Annotated in this window: 16 protein-coding genes and 1 pseudogene; 4 read left to right on the forward strand and 13 right to left on the reverse strand. The window is 70.7% G+C overall.

Annotation, left to right across the window (positions count from 1 at the left end):
• Window positions 1–119: 119 nt before the first annotated feature.
• The gene (locus P3X83_RS32270; protein ID WP_277309089.1) at window positions 120–470 is read right to left on the reverse strand and encodes a helix-turn-helix domain-containing protein; all 351 of its coding nucleotides are present in this window, start codon (window positions 468–470) and stop codon (window positions 120–122) included.
• A 77-nt stretch (window positions 471–547) separates the two neighbouring features.
• Here P3X83_RS32270 and P3X83_RS32275 point away from each other — a divergent pair, with 77 nt between their 5' ends.
• Both P3X83_RS32275 and P3X83_RS32280 read left to right on the forward strand, forming a co-directional pair.
• On the forward strand, window positions 548–1,396 hold the full coding sequence (locus P3X83_RS32275) for an MBL fold metallo-hydrolase (RefSeq protein WP_277309090.1): 849 nt from the start codon (window positions 548–550) through the stop codon (window positions 1,394–1,396).
• Window positions 1,397–1,524: 128 nt separating this feature from the next.
• Window positions 1,525–1,845, forward strand: coding sequence for a hypothetical protein (locus P3X83_RS32280; RefSeq protein WP_277309091.1), 321 nt, complete (start codon window positions 1,525–1,527; stop codon window positions 1,843–1,845).
• Window positions 1,846–2,219: 374 nt separating this feature from the next.
• Here the strand turns inward: P3X83_RS32280 and sigJ are convergent, their stop codons facing one another.
• The gene (gene sigJ, locus P3X83_RS32285) at window positions 2,220–3,131 is read right to left on the reverse strand and encodes an RNA polymerase sigma factor SigJ (protein WP_277309092.1); all 912 of its coding nucleotides are present in this window, start codon (window positions 3,129–3,131) and stop codon (window positions 2,220–2,222) included.
• A 158-nt stretch (window positions 3,132–3,289) separates the two neighbouring features.
• On the opposite strand from sigJ, the gene P3X83_RS32290 reads away from it, so the two are divergent.
• Window positions 3,290–3,919 (forward strand): LUD domain-containing protein, encoded by a 630-nt coding sequence (locus P3X83_RS32290; protein ID WP_277309093.1) that lies wholly within the window; start codon window positions 3,290–3,292, stop codon window positions 3,917–3,919.
• 93 nt (window positions 3,920–4,012) lie between these two features.
• Here the strand turns inward: P3X83_RS32290 and rox are convergent, their stop codons facing one another.
• From rox to P3X83_RS32335, 9 genes and pseudogenes are all read right to left on the reverse strand, one after another.
• Window positions 4,013–5,437, reverse strand: coding sequence for a rifampin monooxygenase (rox, locus tag P3X83_RS32295; protein WP_277309255.1), 1,425 nt, complete (start codon window positions 5,435–5,437; stop codon window positions 4,013–4,015).
• Between the two features lie 287 nt (window positions 5,438–5,724).
• On the reverse strand, window positions 5,725–6,102 hold the full coding sequence (locus P3X83_RS32300; RefSeq protein WP_277309094.1) for a VOC family protein: 378 nt from the start codon (window positions 6,100–6,102) through the stop codon (window positions 5,725–5,727).
• Between the two features lie 278 nt (window positions 6,103–6,380).
• Window positions 6,381–6,707 carry a DUF1048 domain-containing protein gene (locus tag P3X83_RS32305; RefSeq protein WP_277309095.1) on the reverse strand — a complete coding sequence of 109 codons (327 nt, stop codon included), beginning with the start codon at window positions 6,705–6,707 and terminating at the stop codon, window positions 6,381–6,383.
• A gap of 1 nt (window position 6,708) precedes the next feature.
• Window positions 6,709–7,065, reverse strand: coding sequence for a DUF1048 domain-containing protein (locus P3X83_RS32310; RefSeq protein WP_277309096.1), 357 nt, complete (start codon window positions 7,063–7,065; stop codon window positions 6,709–6,711).
• The gene (locus P3X83_RS32315) at window positions 7,062–7,388 is read right to left on the reverse strand and encodes a PadR family transcriptional regulator (RefSeq protein WP_277309097.1); all 327 of its coding nucleotides are present in this window, start codon (window positions 7,386–7,388) and stop codon (window positions 7,062–7,064) included. Before P3X83_RS32315 ends, P3X83_RS32310 begins: the two co-directional genes overlap by 4 nt.
• Before the next feature lie 150 nt (window positions 7,389–7,538).
• Complete coding sequence (locus tag P3X83_RS32320) at window positions 7,539–7,733, reverse strand: hypothetical protein (protein WP_277309098.1); 195 nt, start codon at window positions 7,731–7,733, stop codon at window positions 7,539–7,541.
• 16 nt (window positions 7,734–7,749) lie between these two features.
• Window positions 7,750–7,857: pseudogene (locus P3X83_RS32325) on the reverse strand (alpha/beta hydrolase fold domain-containing protein); the annotation flags it as partial.
• Window positions 7,858–8,010: 153 nt separating this feature from the next.
• Window positions 8,011–9,348 carry an MFS transporter gene (locus tag P3X83_RS32330; RefSeq protein WP_277309099.1) on the reverse strand — a complete coding sequence of 446 codons (1,338 nt, stop codon included), beginning with the start codon at window positions 9,346–9,348 and terminating at the stop codon, window positions 8,011–8,013.
• Window positions 9,345–9,839 (reverse strand): cupin domain-containing protein, encoded by a 495-nt coding sequence (locus P3X83_RS32335; protein WP_277309100.1) that lies wholly within the window; start codon window positions 9,837–9,839, stop codon window positions 9,345–9,347. Before P3X83_RS32335 ends, P3X83_RS32330 begins: the two co-directional genes overlap by 4 nt.
• A 106-nt stretch (window positions 9,840–9,945) precedes the next feature.
• Here P3X83_RS32335 and P3X83_RS32340 point away from each other — a divergent pair, with 106 nt between their 5' ends.
• Window positions 9,946–10,818: a LysR family transcriptional regulator gene (locus P3X83_RS32340; protein WP_277309256.1), complete on the forward strand. Its 873-nt coding sequence runs from the start codon at window positions 9,946–9,948 to the stop codon at window positions 10,816–10,818.
• Window positions 10,819–10,836: 18 nt separating this feature from the next.
• On the opposite strand, the gene P3X83_RS32345 is transcribed toward P3X83_RS32340, so the two are convergent.
• Entirely contained in the window at window positions 10,837–11,532 is a 696-nt protein-coding gene (locus P3X83_RS32345) for a response regulator transcription factor (RefSeq protein WP_277309101.1), read from the reverse strand.
• A gap of 7 nt (window positions 11,533–11,539) precedes the next feature.
• Window positions 11,540–12,685, reverse strand: a complete 1,146-nt coding sequence (locus P3X83_RS32350; protein WP_277309102.1) for a histidine kinase — start codon at window positions 12,683–12,685, stop codon at window positions 11,540–11,542.
• Window positions 12,686–12,778 lie beyond the last annotated feature (93 nt).

The raw sequence follows: 12,778 nt of genomic DNA on the forward strand, positions 1-12,778 counted from the left end.
CCGCCTGGCCGCCTCGACCGTCACCCGTTTCCAGGAGGAGCGGCCTTGACCGATGAGCACGCGTGCCCCTACTGCCATCTGGAGGAGGCAGGCCGGGCTGAGACGCTGCCGGCGGGCCGTCAGGGCTCGGCCGGAAGATCGATCCACTCCAGCGCCCACCGATTGAGGTCGAGCAGGACCTTGCCGAGCGCGGCGCCCTTCTCGGTGAGCCGGTAGTCGATCCGCACCGGAGTGGCGGGTTGCACGCTGCGCTCGATGAGCCCGTCGGCTTCGAGGTCCTTCAGCCGCTGCGAGAGCAGCTTGTGGGTCATGTCCGGAACGGCCGCCGCGATGTCGCTGAACCGGCCGGCGCCGCCGAGTAGCGCGCGCAGCACGGTCGCGGCCCAGCGGCGGCCGATCATGTCCATCGCGGCGGCGTAGTAAGGGCAGTACGGCCGGAGCTGCTCGACGTCCAGTTGGCGGTGTGACATACTCCACATCCCGAATCTTCTATCCTTAAGATACTTTCTATCTCAAAGATACGGTATGAACTCGCAAGGAGTAGGCTATGCCCGAGTCGAGTGCGGCGGCGTTGTCGTACGACGTGTTCGTGTCCGAGCCGATCCCCACCACCGGCACGCTGCCGACCGGGGCGCGGCAGGAGTGGTCGCCGATCTCGACCACCCTCGTCTCCGGCGACACGGACGCGATCCTGGTCGACCCGCCGTTCACGGTCGAGCAGACCCGCCGAGTCGGTGACCGGGTCGAACGCTCCGGCAAACGACTGACGCACATCTACGTCACCCACGGCCACGGCGACCACTGGTTCGGCGCGGCACTGCTGGCCGAACGCTTTCCCGGAGCGCTCGTTCACGCCACCGAGGGCACCATCCGGCTCATGCGCGACTCGGTGGCCGGACGGCGGAAGGCGTTCTGGGACGACCTGTTTCCTGGGCAGCTCCCCGACCTCCAGGTGACCGCCCAGGTGATCCCGGCCGACGGCCTCACCCTGGAGGGGCACGCGCTGAATGCGGTCGAGGTCGGGCGCAGCGACTGCGACGACTCCACGGTGCTGCACGTGCCGTCGCTCGGACTGGTCGTCGCGGGTGACGTGGCCTACAACAACGTCCACCAGTACCTCGCCGACGGCGGGCTCGACGGCGGCATCGACGCCTGGCTCCGCGCCATCGACAAGGTACGCGCCCTGCGGCCGAACGCCGTGGTCGCCGGCCACAAGGACGCCACCCGCGCCGACGATCCGCGCATCCTCGACGAGACCGCCGAATACCTGCGCACCGCCGACAGGGTGCTCGCCGACAAGCCCACAGCGCGGGCGTTCTTCGACAAGATGACCCGCCGCTACCCGGACCGGCTCAATCCCGGCACCGTCTGGCTCAACGCGCAGCGGCTGGCCTGATGCGCGCCGTACGCTTTCACGAGTTCGGCGGGCGAGAAACCCTGCGGCCTGAGCGCGTTCGCCGTTCGCCGGAGGTGTCGGCGCGATCCGGTTGGACGCGGTCGCGGCCCAGGCCGGAATCAGCAAGGGTGGCCTGCTCCACCACTTCAAGTCAGGCCACCATTCCGGACACCGACGTCCCGGCGCGCGCGCATACCGACCAGGTGGCGGTGGCCCTGCTCGCCGCGCTGTCCGGCGGACCGGAGGTGCTCAACACGTTCCGGCGTCGCTACGAGGCTTGGCAGGACAGGCTGGCCGACGACGGCCTCGATCCGAGCACGGCCTACCTCGCCCGGCTGGCCGTCGACGGCTGGTGGATGGCGCGGCTGCTCGACCTGGCGCCGCCCCGCGACGACCTGCACCGCCAGGTGCGCGCGCGGCTGTCCGCGATGATCGATGAAGCCGTCTGATGTCACCCGGCCTCGTGACTCGTGTCCTGGGGAGCGCGGACTTGGAGGTCTTGTAGGCCCAGGTGGCGGTCACCTTGATCGGGTTCTTCTGACCGACGCTGTCCTTGATCGTGACATAGGTGGTCACGGACTGGACCGGTTTGATCCGCTTGACATAGCTGATCTTCGCGTCAGGTGCGGCGTGCGCGGCGGGGGCCATGAGCAGCCCCGCTCCGCTGGACAGAGGATCACTTGACCGGTCGGAAGGTACCACCGATGGGCGCGGCCAGGCCGACAATCACGCGTCGAGCCGGGTGAGGGCGGCGAGTCAGGCGAGGACGGCTCGGCGAGCGTCGGCGAGATCACGTCCTGTGGGGACCGATGCGAGGCGCGCCTCAGCTCGTCGTCCAGCGACGGAGTTTGTCGGGGTTACGTACCACCCAGATGTGGCTGATCCGGTCGCCCGCGACCTCGAACGCGAACACCGTCACGATGACGTCGTCCTGCTGGGCCACCAGACCAGGCTGACCGTTGACCATACGTTCCAGGACCGTCATGTCGCCGGGCCGGTGGCGGGCGAGCTCGACCCAGGCGCGCGCGATCTGCTCGCCGCCTTCGATGGGGCGCAGGAAGGTGGTGGCGAGCCCGCCGCCGTCGGCGACCGCCGTGGCGTCGGGGTCGAGCAGGCCGATCAGGGCGTCGATGTCCTTGGCCTCCCAAGCCTGCATGAAGTTCCTGACGACGTCGGCGGGCCGGGCTGCCGGAGTCGTCGCGGAAGGCTGCGAGGCCCGGATGCGACGGCGGGCCGAGGAGGCCAGTTGACGGCACGCCGCCGGGGTACGGCCGACGATCTCGGCCACTTCGGCGAAGGAGTGGCAGAAGACGTCGTGCAGGATGAACGCGACGCGTTCGGCCGGGGTCATCGCCTCCAGCACGACCAGGAAGGCCAGGTTGACCGACTCGTCCAGGGTGACCCGGTCGGCGGGGTCGGCGACGGTCCCGTCGGGGAGCGGCTCGGGGATCCACTCGCCCACGTAGGTCTCTCGCCGGACCCGTGCCGAGCGGAGCAGGTTGAGGCAGATGCGGCTGGCGACCGTCGTCAGCCAGGCACCGGGAGACTCGATGGCGTCCTGCTGCCGCCGGGACATGGCGTACCAGCGGGTGTAGGTCTCCTGCACGGCGTCCTCGGCCTCGGCCAGCGAGCCCAGCAGCCGGTACGTGAGATTGATCAGGTGACGCCGCTCGCTCATGATCGCGTCCAGGTCCGGGTCGAGCCGGCCCTGTTCTGGCGTGGATCGGGTGGTCATGACGCCGTCGGCCCCTTCGTCGCATCGGTCTCTCACCGCTTCGACAAGACGGCGCACCGGAATGTGAGGCGACGCACCGGCCTGACATTCCTGAGGGCTGCGTTGTCGAACCGCTGAGACCGACACGTCATTCAGCGAACAGGGAGCTCAGAGCCATCATGACCACCTCAGTCCCGGAAACACCGTTCGCCGGCGCGGCGTCCGGGCAGCGTCTGGAGCGGACGGCCGCCGCACTCGCCGCGCGCGGTTTCACCGTCGAGATCCTCGATGACGCCGCCGCCGCGCGCACCCGTGTGAGGGAGCTGATACCCGACGGGGCCAGCGTGCTCACCGGGGCCAGCGAGACCCTCCGGCGGTCCGGCATCGATGAGGACATCAACGCCAGTGGGCGCTACAAGGCCGTCAGGCCGTTGACCCTGGCCATGGACCGCACCACCCAGACGGACGAGATCCGGCGGCTGCGCGCCGGTCCCGACGTCGTCGTGGGCAGCGTCCACGCGGTCACCGAGACCGGTTCCCTCGTGATCGCCTCGGGCAGCGGAAGCCAGTTGCCCAGCTACTCCGGCGGCGCCGCCCGCGCGATCTGGATCGTCGGGGCGCAGAAGGTGGTGCTCGATATCAGCACCGCCCTGCGCCGCGTCGAAGAGCACTGCCTGCCGCTGGAGACCGCACGCACGCAGGAGGCCTACGGGTGGCCCAGCGCCGTCAACCGCGTTCTCATCCTCAACGCGGAATACCAGCCTGGACGCGGCACCGTCCTGCTGCTCCGCGAAGCCATCGGGTTCTGACGGATCACCTCGTCCAGGAGATCGCGGCCGAGACGACCTGCGCGCCTTCTGAACGGTGCGCAGGTCGCCGTCGCGGGGGAGCGCCCGGCGAGATCAGCCGACGGGCTCGCCGAACCAGCGGGAGAGCCGGCCGTCCAGGTCCCGCTGATCGTCGCCGATCCAGGCGACATGGCCGTCAGGACGTAGCAGGACGCACGGGACGTCCAGTTCCGCGGCGGGGTCCGCGAGGTGATCGACCCGGTCCGACCAGCCGCCGACGGCCAGGCGTTCGGTGCGGTCCAGCAGCAGGCCGCGGCCGCGATGCAGCAGACCGTAGAGGTTGCCCTGCTTCACGTCGATGTCGGGCAGACGGCGGCCGAGCAGGTCGGGGCCTTCGCCGAAGTCGTACCGGATGCCGACCGCGGTGATCTTCTCGATCAGATGGCGGTTCACCTCCTCGAAGTCCATCAGTTCGGTGAGCAGCCTGCGCACCGCCTGCGGGCCCGGTTCGGTGGACAGCAGTTCCGTCTGGGCGCGGGTGTTGTCCAGCACATCCGCGGCGACCGGATGACGTTCGGCCTGGTAGGTGTCCAGCAGGGTTTCCGGCGCCCAGCCGCGGATCTGCGCGGCCAGTTTCCAGCCCAGGTTGAACGCGTCCTGAACGCCCAGGTTGAGGCCCTGTCCGCCGATGGGCGGATGGATGTGCGCCGCGTCACCGGCCAGCAGCACCCGCCCGACCCGGTAACGCTCGGCCAGCCGGGTGGCATCCCCGAAGCGGGACATCCAGCGCGGGGAGTGCACCCCGAAATCGGTCCCGGCGATGGCGCGCAACTGTTGTTCGAAGTCCTTGAGGGTGGGCTTCTCCGCGCGGTCGCCGACGCCCGCGGCGGGCACCAGGACGCTGTAGATCCCCTCACCGAAGGGCCGGAGCCAGAATCGCTGGTGGGTCTTCTGGATTTCGGCCACCTTGGCGGCGATCTCCTCTTGCGGCACGCCCACTTCCATCTCGCCCATCAGCGTCTCGGCCCGCGAGGGCTCGCCGGGGAAGCCGACACCCAGCAGCTTGCGGACGGTACTGCGCCCGCCGTCACAGCCGACGAGGTAGCGCGAGCGCAGCCGTTCACCGTCGGCCAGCTCAACGGTCACGCCCTCGTCGTCCTGCTCGAGACCGGTCACCGCGCACCCGCGCCTGACCTGCGCGCCCAGTCCGATCGCGTGTTCTTCGAGCACCTGCTCGATGACCGGCTGCGGGATGCCCAGCAGATAGGCGTAAGCGGAGTCCAGGCCCTTGGGCGCGGGTTTGGGAATGGCGGCGAAGAAGCCGCCGGCCGGACGCCGTCTCCCGTGCTGGAGAAGGCGATCCAGCAGTCCGCGCATCGCCATCAGCTCAAGACTGCGAACATGCAGCCCGACTATGCGGACGAACGACGCGGGCTCGGTTCCCTTCTCCAGAACGAGTACCCGCACATCGTGCAGCCGCAGTTCGGCGGCCAGCATCGCACCGGTCGGCCCGCATCCGGCGATGATCACGTCGAAGATGAGATGGGTGCGATCGGCGGTGGAGTCAGGCTCGGCCGTGTCGTTCGACGACGGCCCGGCGGTGAACCGCTGAGAGTTCATAGGTGTTGCCTTTCGGGGGAGTGCCTTGTCGGCTGGGCGCTCCCGGCGACACCTACGTCAATCGCCCGACCATGACGGGAAGGCGGAGCACCCACATCGCTACAGCGTTCATGGGTCTCACCTCCTCCGGCGGTGTCACGGTCTGCTGCAAGCTACAAGCCCGAGCGTCATCGGGTCCAATCCTTTTCCGCACGGGCACCGGCACCCTAGCCGCCGTACGGCACCGTGATGATCTCCAGGTTGTGCCCGTTGGGGTCGGACCAGTAGAGGCCGCGCCCGCCGTCGTTGGTGTTGATCTGCCCCGAATGCCGATGGAACGGATCGGCCCAGTACGTCAGCCCGCGCTCCTTGATCCGGCCCCAGATCTGGTCGAATTCGTCCTCGGCGACCAGGAAGGCGAAGTGCAGCGACGGCAGGTCGTCTCCCGCCTGCACGACGTCGATCGACACGTCGTTACCGAGCGAGACGACCCGGAACGGGCCGTACTCCGGCGCCGGCTCCAGGCCGAGGATCTCGACGAGGAAGGCCGCGGTCGCGTCCCTGTCCCTGGCCGGCATGATGGTGTGGTTCAGCTGGACGGACATACTCGCAGGCTACGCCAGGCGGAGCAGGAGCGGCCATCCCACATGCCGGCCGTTCGAATCGCGGCGACCGGCACGCGGGACGGTGGTCCGTTCCGAGAACTCTCTGGCGTCGCGGGCGCGGCGCTCAAGTCAGCGGGAAGCGCGCGCCCTCGACCAGCCGTTTGGGCAACACGAAGGTGGCGAACGCGTGGGAAGCGTGTGACTGGCGCGCTTGGTGGTCCCCGGGGCCTGAGTGCACCGAACGGCCCCGGAGGCCGGTTGTTCCGGGCGGCGCCGGCTTACTCCTTGGCCGTTCCGGATTCCCGCTTGATGGACTCCTGATAGATGTCCGCGAAAGTGCGCGAGTCCTTGATCAGATCGTCGCAGAAGGCGGCGACATCGTCGCCGATGAGTTCCAGGACTCCCTTGCCGGCCGCGACACCCTCCTCGAAGAAATCGACGATCCCGGAGAGCAGCCGCCCCTCGAGCAGGTCGACCGGTCCGACCTTGAAGAAATACCGTTGCATCTCCTTGTAGACGATCTGGTAGTCCGGCGGGAGCGCCTTGACCCGCGCCATGTGCGCGCGCCACTGCTTCTTGCCCTCGATCATGTCCTGGATGCCCATGTCAGCCTCCCAGCCGGCCCAGTTTCCTCGCGACGTTCCTGTTCAGCTGCTCGCGCCACCGGTCGCGATGGCTTTGGGCCCCGTCTCCGCCGGCCAGCGCCGCGCAGAAGCCCCCGATGTCGTCACCCAGCACCTCGTGAATGCTCCGCCCATCGGCGGCCGTCTCTTCGAGTAGCCCCAGAGCGCTGTCGAGAATCGGCATCAGGTTTCGCCCGCTGAAATCCCCGTAGGGAAAAAGATGTCCCTTGATCTCTTCCCATGCCGCCCGGTATTCGGCCGGCAACACCTGGGCCCGGACTTCGAACGCTTTGCATTCCCTGGTGAGATCACTACCCGTCATCTTCTCCCAGAGGTTCATTTCCCGCCCTCCTTGAGCTTGTCGATCCGTGAGGTGATGTACTCCCACTTCATCCAGAACGTCGCGAGCCTTTCGCGTCCCGCCTCGTTGAGCGCGTAGAACTTGCGCGGCGGGCCCACCTCGGACGGTCGTTTCGTCACCTGGACGAGGCCGTTCTTCTCCAACCGCAGCAGGATGGTGTAAACCGTCCCCTCGATTACGTCGGCGAAGCCGAGCTCGTTCAGCCGGCGCGTGATGGCGTACCCGTAGGTCTCCTCGCTGCCGATGATTTCGAGCACGCAGCCCTCAAGCGTGCCCTTCAGCATCTCCGTGAGGTCGTCCATCGTGGATCCCCTTCGGCCCTGTCCTTGGTACTCCGTAGTACCGAGTACTGCTATACCGTACCACGGAGTAGCGAGCTTGAGCCGAGTCGCCGGGTGATCGTCGGGTCGCTGATCGCCATGTCGTCGGCCAGGAGGTGCGCCTTCGAAAGATCACCGACAGCGTCCCCCCCGCTCCACCGCGGAGGCGGGCACCCCGAGCCGCTCGGCCGCCCGCCAGGCCAGCACCGGATCGCCGGTCGGCTCGGCCGCCGCGGCCAGCATCAGCGAGCGTGTCTCGGCCGGGAGCGCCGCCAGCCTGCGCCGGAAGCCCTCCTTGATCCGCACCGGCACCGTATGCGCCTCCACCAGGCCGAACCTGCCCGGCGTCGGTGACCGGGTAGAAGAGCGACTGGTGCACGAAGCTCACGTCGCCGCGCCGCTTGGCCAGGATGGTCAGCGCGGCGGTCATTCCCCCGCCGACCGAGTCGCCGGCTCGAACGACGGCGAGTTGGACAGGTCGATGACGACTTCCAACCCCGGGACACCCGTTGTGACCCGGTCGTTGGTCAAGACCGGACGGCTTCCGCCCCCGTGACAGGACCCGCCATCATGTGACGCCGCCGAGCAGACCGCCGGGGGCGGCTCACTCCCGTCGCCGGGCCACGGCGATCAGGGCGGCGGCGAGCGGGAAGAGGGCGACGACCAGCAGCGTGCGGTGCATCGGCATCGACTCCGACAGCGCCCCGGCGATGGCGGAGCCCACCCCGCCGCCGACGAAGAACGTCAGGTTGAGCAGCCCCATCCCCGCGCCGCGCAGCGGGAGGGGCAGCCGCGCCGACACCTCGCCGGTGACCACGACCTGGGTGACGGCGAACGCGGCGAGACTCAGCGAGGCCGCGAGCACGGCGGGCCAGGGACCGCCCCAGCCCGTCGCGCTGGCGGCCATCGCGACCGCCGCCGCCAGCGCGGTGCCGGCCAGCAGCAGCCGGCCGCCGCGTCCCGGGAGCCGCCCGGCCCGGCGCGACAGCACGGCGCCGATCGCGGCTCCCGGAAGCAGCGCAACACCGATCGTGAGGACGCTCCAGCCGTACGACGCGGCCAGGATCTGGGGGATCACGTACATGGCGGCGAACAGGGCGCCGAACACGCCGACGCCGGTGGCCGCCGCGATCCGGTAGGCCGCGTCGCCGACGACCTCGCGCGGCACGAAGCCGTCCGGCCGCCGAGCCACCCACCAGGCCAGGGCGACGGCGGCGAGCACGAGGACCACCGCGAGCGCCAGGACGATCGGGCCGTCCAGCTTGAGCGTCCTGGCCTGGATGAGCACGATCAGCGCGCTCACGGTCACGGTCAGCGCGGCGGCGCCGGTCACATCGACGGGGCGACGTGACCCGGCGCGTACGGCCGGCCGGAGGCAGAAGGGGACCGCCAGGATCGACAGCACCGGCAGCACGACGGTCACGCGCCAGCTCAGCCAGGCCGTCACCATCCCGCCGAGCAGTGTGGCGGCGGAGGCGAAGAGCGCCATGACCACGCCGTATCGGGCGAAGACCCGCAGGCGTTCACGGGCGTCCACGCCCGCGAGCAGCGCGGCGCCGACCGCCGCCGTGCCGCCGGATCCCGCCGCCAGCAGCAGCCGCCCGGCCACCAGGACGCCGAGGGTGGGCGCCACGAGGCACAGAAGCGCGCCGGCGACGAGCGTCAGTGACGCGATCAGCAAGGTGGCGCGCGCGCCCCGGGAGTCGGCCAGCCGTCCGAAGACGGCGGTGCCGACGCCGAGCGCCAGCGCGTGCGCGATGAGGACCCAGGCGACCTGGGCGGGGCCCGCGTTCAGCGCCGCACCGACCTGGGGCAACGCCACGGCGGCGGCCGTGACGCCGAAGACGGCCGGGCCGAACAGGCCGCCGAGCCGCACGGCGGTCGACAGCGGCCCGATCCGGCCGGGAGAGGGTTCGATCCCGGCGACGGGCGCGGCGGTCATCGGGAACTCCTCAGCGACTGCCAGGCGGCGGCGTCCACGAAGTGCACGTCGTAGCGTTCCTGCTCCGGCAGCAGGCTGTCGAAGGGCGCCAGGCCGTGCTGAACGCGCGCCAACTGCCGGAAATATCCGAACCGCTCGACACCTGGTGTCAAAACGGACAGCAACTCGGCTTCCACCCCCGGCGTCGCGCCGAAGGCGTGCGGCACGCGCGGCGGCACGACGACGAGCCCGCCGGCCGAGACGGTCGCCACGTCCTCACCAACGAGGAACTCCATCACTCCGTCCAGGACGTAGAACAACTCGGTGGAGAACGCGTGATGGTGCGGCTTGGCGCCGTCGCGGCCCGCCCCCAGCGTGAGCCGGTTGGCGCCCAGCGCGCCCGCGGTGCCACTCGCGTCGGCGAGCAGGGTGAACGCGCCGCCCGAGGGGAGTGCGACGACCTCCGCCGCCTCCGTGGGCACGACGAGGACCTGCGATGCCGTGTACGTCATCTTCGGCTCCTTCCTGATACGGGATCCATTGGAGCCCGGGAACAAGCCGCGAACCAGAATCGGTTATGACCTGGAGTCATCACGAATCAAGATGGATCGGGTGCCGATGGAACTGCGGCAGTTGACATACTTCGTGGCGGTCGCCGAAGAAGGCGGGTTCGGCCGCGCGGCCGAACGGCTCAGCATCGTGCAGTCGGCGGTGAGCCAGCAGATCGGCAGGCTCGAACGTGAGCTGGGCGTGCCGCTGTTCGACCGTTCGACCCGGCACGTGCGCCTGTCCGGCGCGGGGGAGCGCCTGCTGCCCGAGGCCCGCGCGATCCAGGCCGCCGCGCACCGCATCCGGCAGGTCGCCGCCGACATCCGCGCGGGCACCGACGGGGTCCTGCGGCTGGGCATCGTGCAGGGGCCCGGCGACCGGATCTACCGCACGCTCAACGAACTGGCCACCGTCGCGCCGCGCCTCCAGGTCCGGCCGCGCCGGCTCCCGCTGCCCGCCCGCCTGGCAGCCGTGCGCTCCGGCGAGCTCGACGCGGCGCTCGTCCGCGCGCTCGCCGACGCGCCCGGCCTGGAACTGCTCCCGATCTGGACTGACCCGCTGTACGCGGCGCTGCCCGCCGGTCACCGGCTGACGCGGGCGGCGGAACTCAGGCTCGAAGACCTGGCGGATCTCCCGCTCCGGCTCGCTCCGCGCGAGGACAACCCGCCCTTCCATGACCTGATCACCGACGCCTGCCGGGAGGCGGGGATCTCCCCGCCCGCCGGGCCGCCGTTCACGACCTTCCAGGAGACCCTGACGGCCCTCGGCGTCGGCGCCCCGTCATGGACGGTGTTCTACGAGGTCACCGGCCTGCCGGAGATCCCCAGGGTCGCCATCCGCCCGCTGGCGGGGCGCACGCTGACCACCTCGCTGGCCGTTCCCCCCGGCCCGCCGACGCCGGCCGTCCGACATCTGCTCGACACCCTGACGCGCGTCACCTGACCGCCCGGTGCCGGGCGCTCACGCCGAAGGGCCGGACGAGCCGATGTCTCCCTGGCCGGGCCGGACCAGCCCGCTCTCGTAGGCGAAGACCACCGCCTGCACGCGGGTGGCCAGGTTCAGCTTCGTCAGCACGTGGGACAGGTGCGTCTTGACGGTGGCCTCGCCCAGGTGGAGGCGGGCGGCGATCTGGTTGTTCGTCAGCCCCTGCGCGAGCAGCCTCAGCACGTCCGTCTCCCTGCCGGTGAGCAGCCCCAGGTCGGCGGAACGGCCCGCGCCGGACGCCGGGCCCGGCTGTCCGGCGAACGCGGAGATCACTCGGAGGGTGACGGCGGGATCGAGGAGCCCGCCGCCGGCCGCCACCGTGCGCAGCGCCTCGACCAGGCGCTCCGGCGGCGCGACCTTCAACAGGAATCCGCTCACCCCGGCCCGCAACGCCGCCGCGACGTGCTCGTCCTCGTCGAACGTGGTCAGGATGATCACCTTCGTGTCCGGATGCTCGCGCACCAGCCGCGCGGACGCCTCAAGCCCGTCCATGTGCGGCATGCGCACGTCGATCAGCACGATGTCGGGCCGGGTGCGCGCGACCAGGGCGAGGGCTCCGGCGCCATCCGACGCCTCGCCGACGACCTCGATGTCCGGCTCGGCGCTGAGGACCATGCGCAGGCCCGCCCGGATCATGGCCTCGTCGTCGACGAGCGCTACGGAGATGGGCATCTCGTCCTCACCAGGTCCGGGGAAGGGGGAACAGGGCGCGTACGGCGAAGCCGCCGTCGGGTTCCGGCCCGGCGCGCAGGCTTCCGTTGACCATCGCCAGCCGTTCCCGCATGCCGACCAGGCCGTGCCCGGTCCTGCCACCGGGGGCCGGGGCGCGCGGTGCCGGGCCGTTGCGCACCTCCATGGACAGCGCCTGACCGGTGTAGCCGATGGCGACCGACGCCGGGGCCTCCCCGGCGTGCCGCAGCACGTTGGTCAGCGCCTCCTGCAGCACCCGGTACGCGGTGACGTCCAGCACCGGCGGCAGCCGGGGCAGGTCGGCGGGGGCCTCCAGGGTGACGGCGAGACCGGCGGCGCGCACGTCCGCGATCAGCTCGTGCAGCCGGGTCAGCGACGAGATCGGCGCGGGCGGCTCGCCGTCGGCCCGTTCGCGCAGGATGCCGACGAGGCCGCGCATGTCCTCGACGGTCTGCCGGCCGAGACGTTCGAGCCCGGCCACGACCTCCTGCTCGGCCGGGCGGTCCTTCAGTATCCGGCGCAGGCCGCCGAGTTGCAGGGTCATCACGCTGACCGAGTGGGCGACCGCGTCGTGCACCTCCCTGGCGATGCGCGTGCGCTCCCGCGCTACCGCCGCCTGCGCGCCGGCCTCACGCTCGGCGTCCAGGGCCGCGGCGAGCTCCGCCAGTTCGACCGCGCGCTCCCCGCTGCGCCGGGCCAGCAACCCCATGAACCAGCCGGGCAGCAGGACCGCCGGCGCGAAGAACAACTCCCACGACGAGGCGACGACGATCGCCGCAGCGGTTAAGGACGCCCCTGCCACGCCCAGCGCCACGACCGAACGGCGCGGCGGCTCCCGCCAGCCCGCCCACGCGACGGCCCCGATCATGCCGATCATCATCGCGCCGCTGACCCCTGGCGCTCCGAAGACGAGCATGCCGACCGGCGGGCAGAGGGCCACGACGATGGTGCTCACCAGCGGCCACCAGGCCGCCAGGACGAGGCCGGTGCCCATCGCCGCTCCCGTGGCCCAGACGGCCGTGGCGGCCGGGCCGAAGAAGTCGTCGAGCCGGGTCTCGGCCACGGCCAGCGCGGCGACCAGAGGTCCGAACACCAGCGGGATGAGGCGCGGGTCCCTCAGCCAGGTCGTCGTCATGAGCAGCGATCGTAGCCCGCGGGCCGCGCGGGCGACCCCGCCGGGCGGTGGATTTTCGCAGCTCACGGCATCCCCCGAACGATGGATGCGGTC

The sequence above is a fragment of the Spongiactinospora sp. TRM90649 genome (assembly GCF_029382225.1).
Lineage (GTDB): Bacteria > Actinomycetota > Actinomycetes > Streptosporangiales > Streptosporangiaceae > Spongiactinospora.

Bases quoted from the DNA above. Each gene is read 5' to 3' on its own strand.
- P3X83_RS32270 (WP_277309089.1), bottom strand. From the start codon at position 470: ATGTCACACCGCCAACTGGACGTCGAGCAGCTCCGGCCGTACTGCCCT.
- P3X83_RS32275 (WP_277309090.1), top strand. From the start codon at position 548: ATGCCCGAGTCGAGTGCGGCGGCGTTGTCGTACGACGTGTTCGTGTCC.
- sigJ (WP_277309092.1), bottom strand. From the start codon at position 3,131: ATGACCACCCGATCCACGCCAGAACAGGGCCGGCTCGACCCGGACCTG.
- P3X83_RS32290 (WP_277309093.1), top strand. From the start codon at position 3,290: ATGACCACCTCAGTCCCGGAAACACCGTTCGCCGGCGCGGCGTCCGGG.
- P3X83_RS32300 (WP_277309094.1), bottom strand. From the start codon at position 6,102: ATGTCCGTCCAGCTGAACCACACCATCATGCCGGCCAGGGACAGGGAC.
- P3X83_RS32305 (WP_277309095.1), bottom strand. From the start codon at position 6,707: ATGGGCATCCAGGACATGATCGAGGGCAAGAAGCAGTGGCGCGCGCAC.
- P3X83_RS32310 (WP_277309096.1), bottom strand. From the start codon at position 7,065: ATGAACCTCTGGGAGAAGATGACGGGTAGTGATCTCACCAGGGAATGC.
- P3X83_RS32315 (WP_277309097.1), bottom strand. From the start codon at position 7,388: ATGGACGACCTCACGGAGATGCTGAAGGGCACGCTTGAGGGCTGCGTG.
- P3X83_RS32330 (WP_277309099.1), bottom strand. From the start codon at position 9,348: ATGACCGCCGCGCCCGTCGCCGGGATCGAACCCTCTCCCGGCCGGATC.
- P3X83_RS32335 (WP_277309100.1), bottom strand. From the start codon at position 9,839: ATGACGTACACGGCATCGCAGGTCCTCGTCGTGCCCACGGAGGCGGCG.
- P3X83_RS32340 (WP_277309256.1), top strand. From the start codon at position 9,946: ATGGAACTGCGGCAGTTGACATACTTCGTGGCGGTCGCCGAAGAAGGC.
- P3X83_RS32345 (WP_277309101.1), bottom strand. From the start codon at position 11,532: ATGCCCATCTCCGTAGCGCTCGTCGACGACGAGGCCATGATCCGGGCG.
- P3X83_RS32350 (WP_277309102.1), bottom strand. From the start codon at position 12,685: ATGACGACGACCTGGCTGAGGGACCCGCGCCTCATCCCGCTGGTGTTC.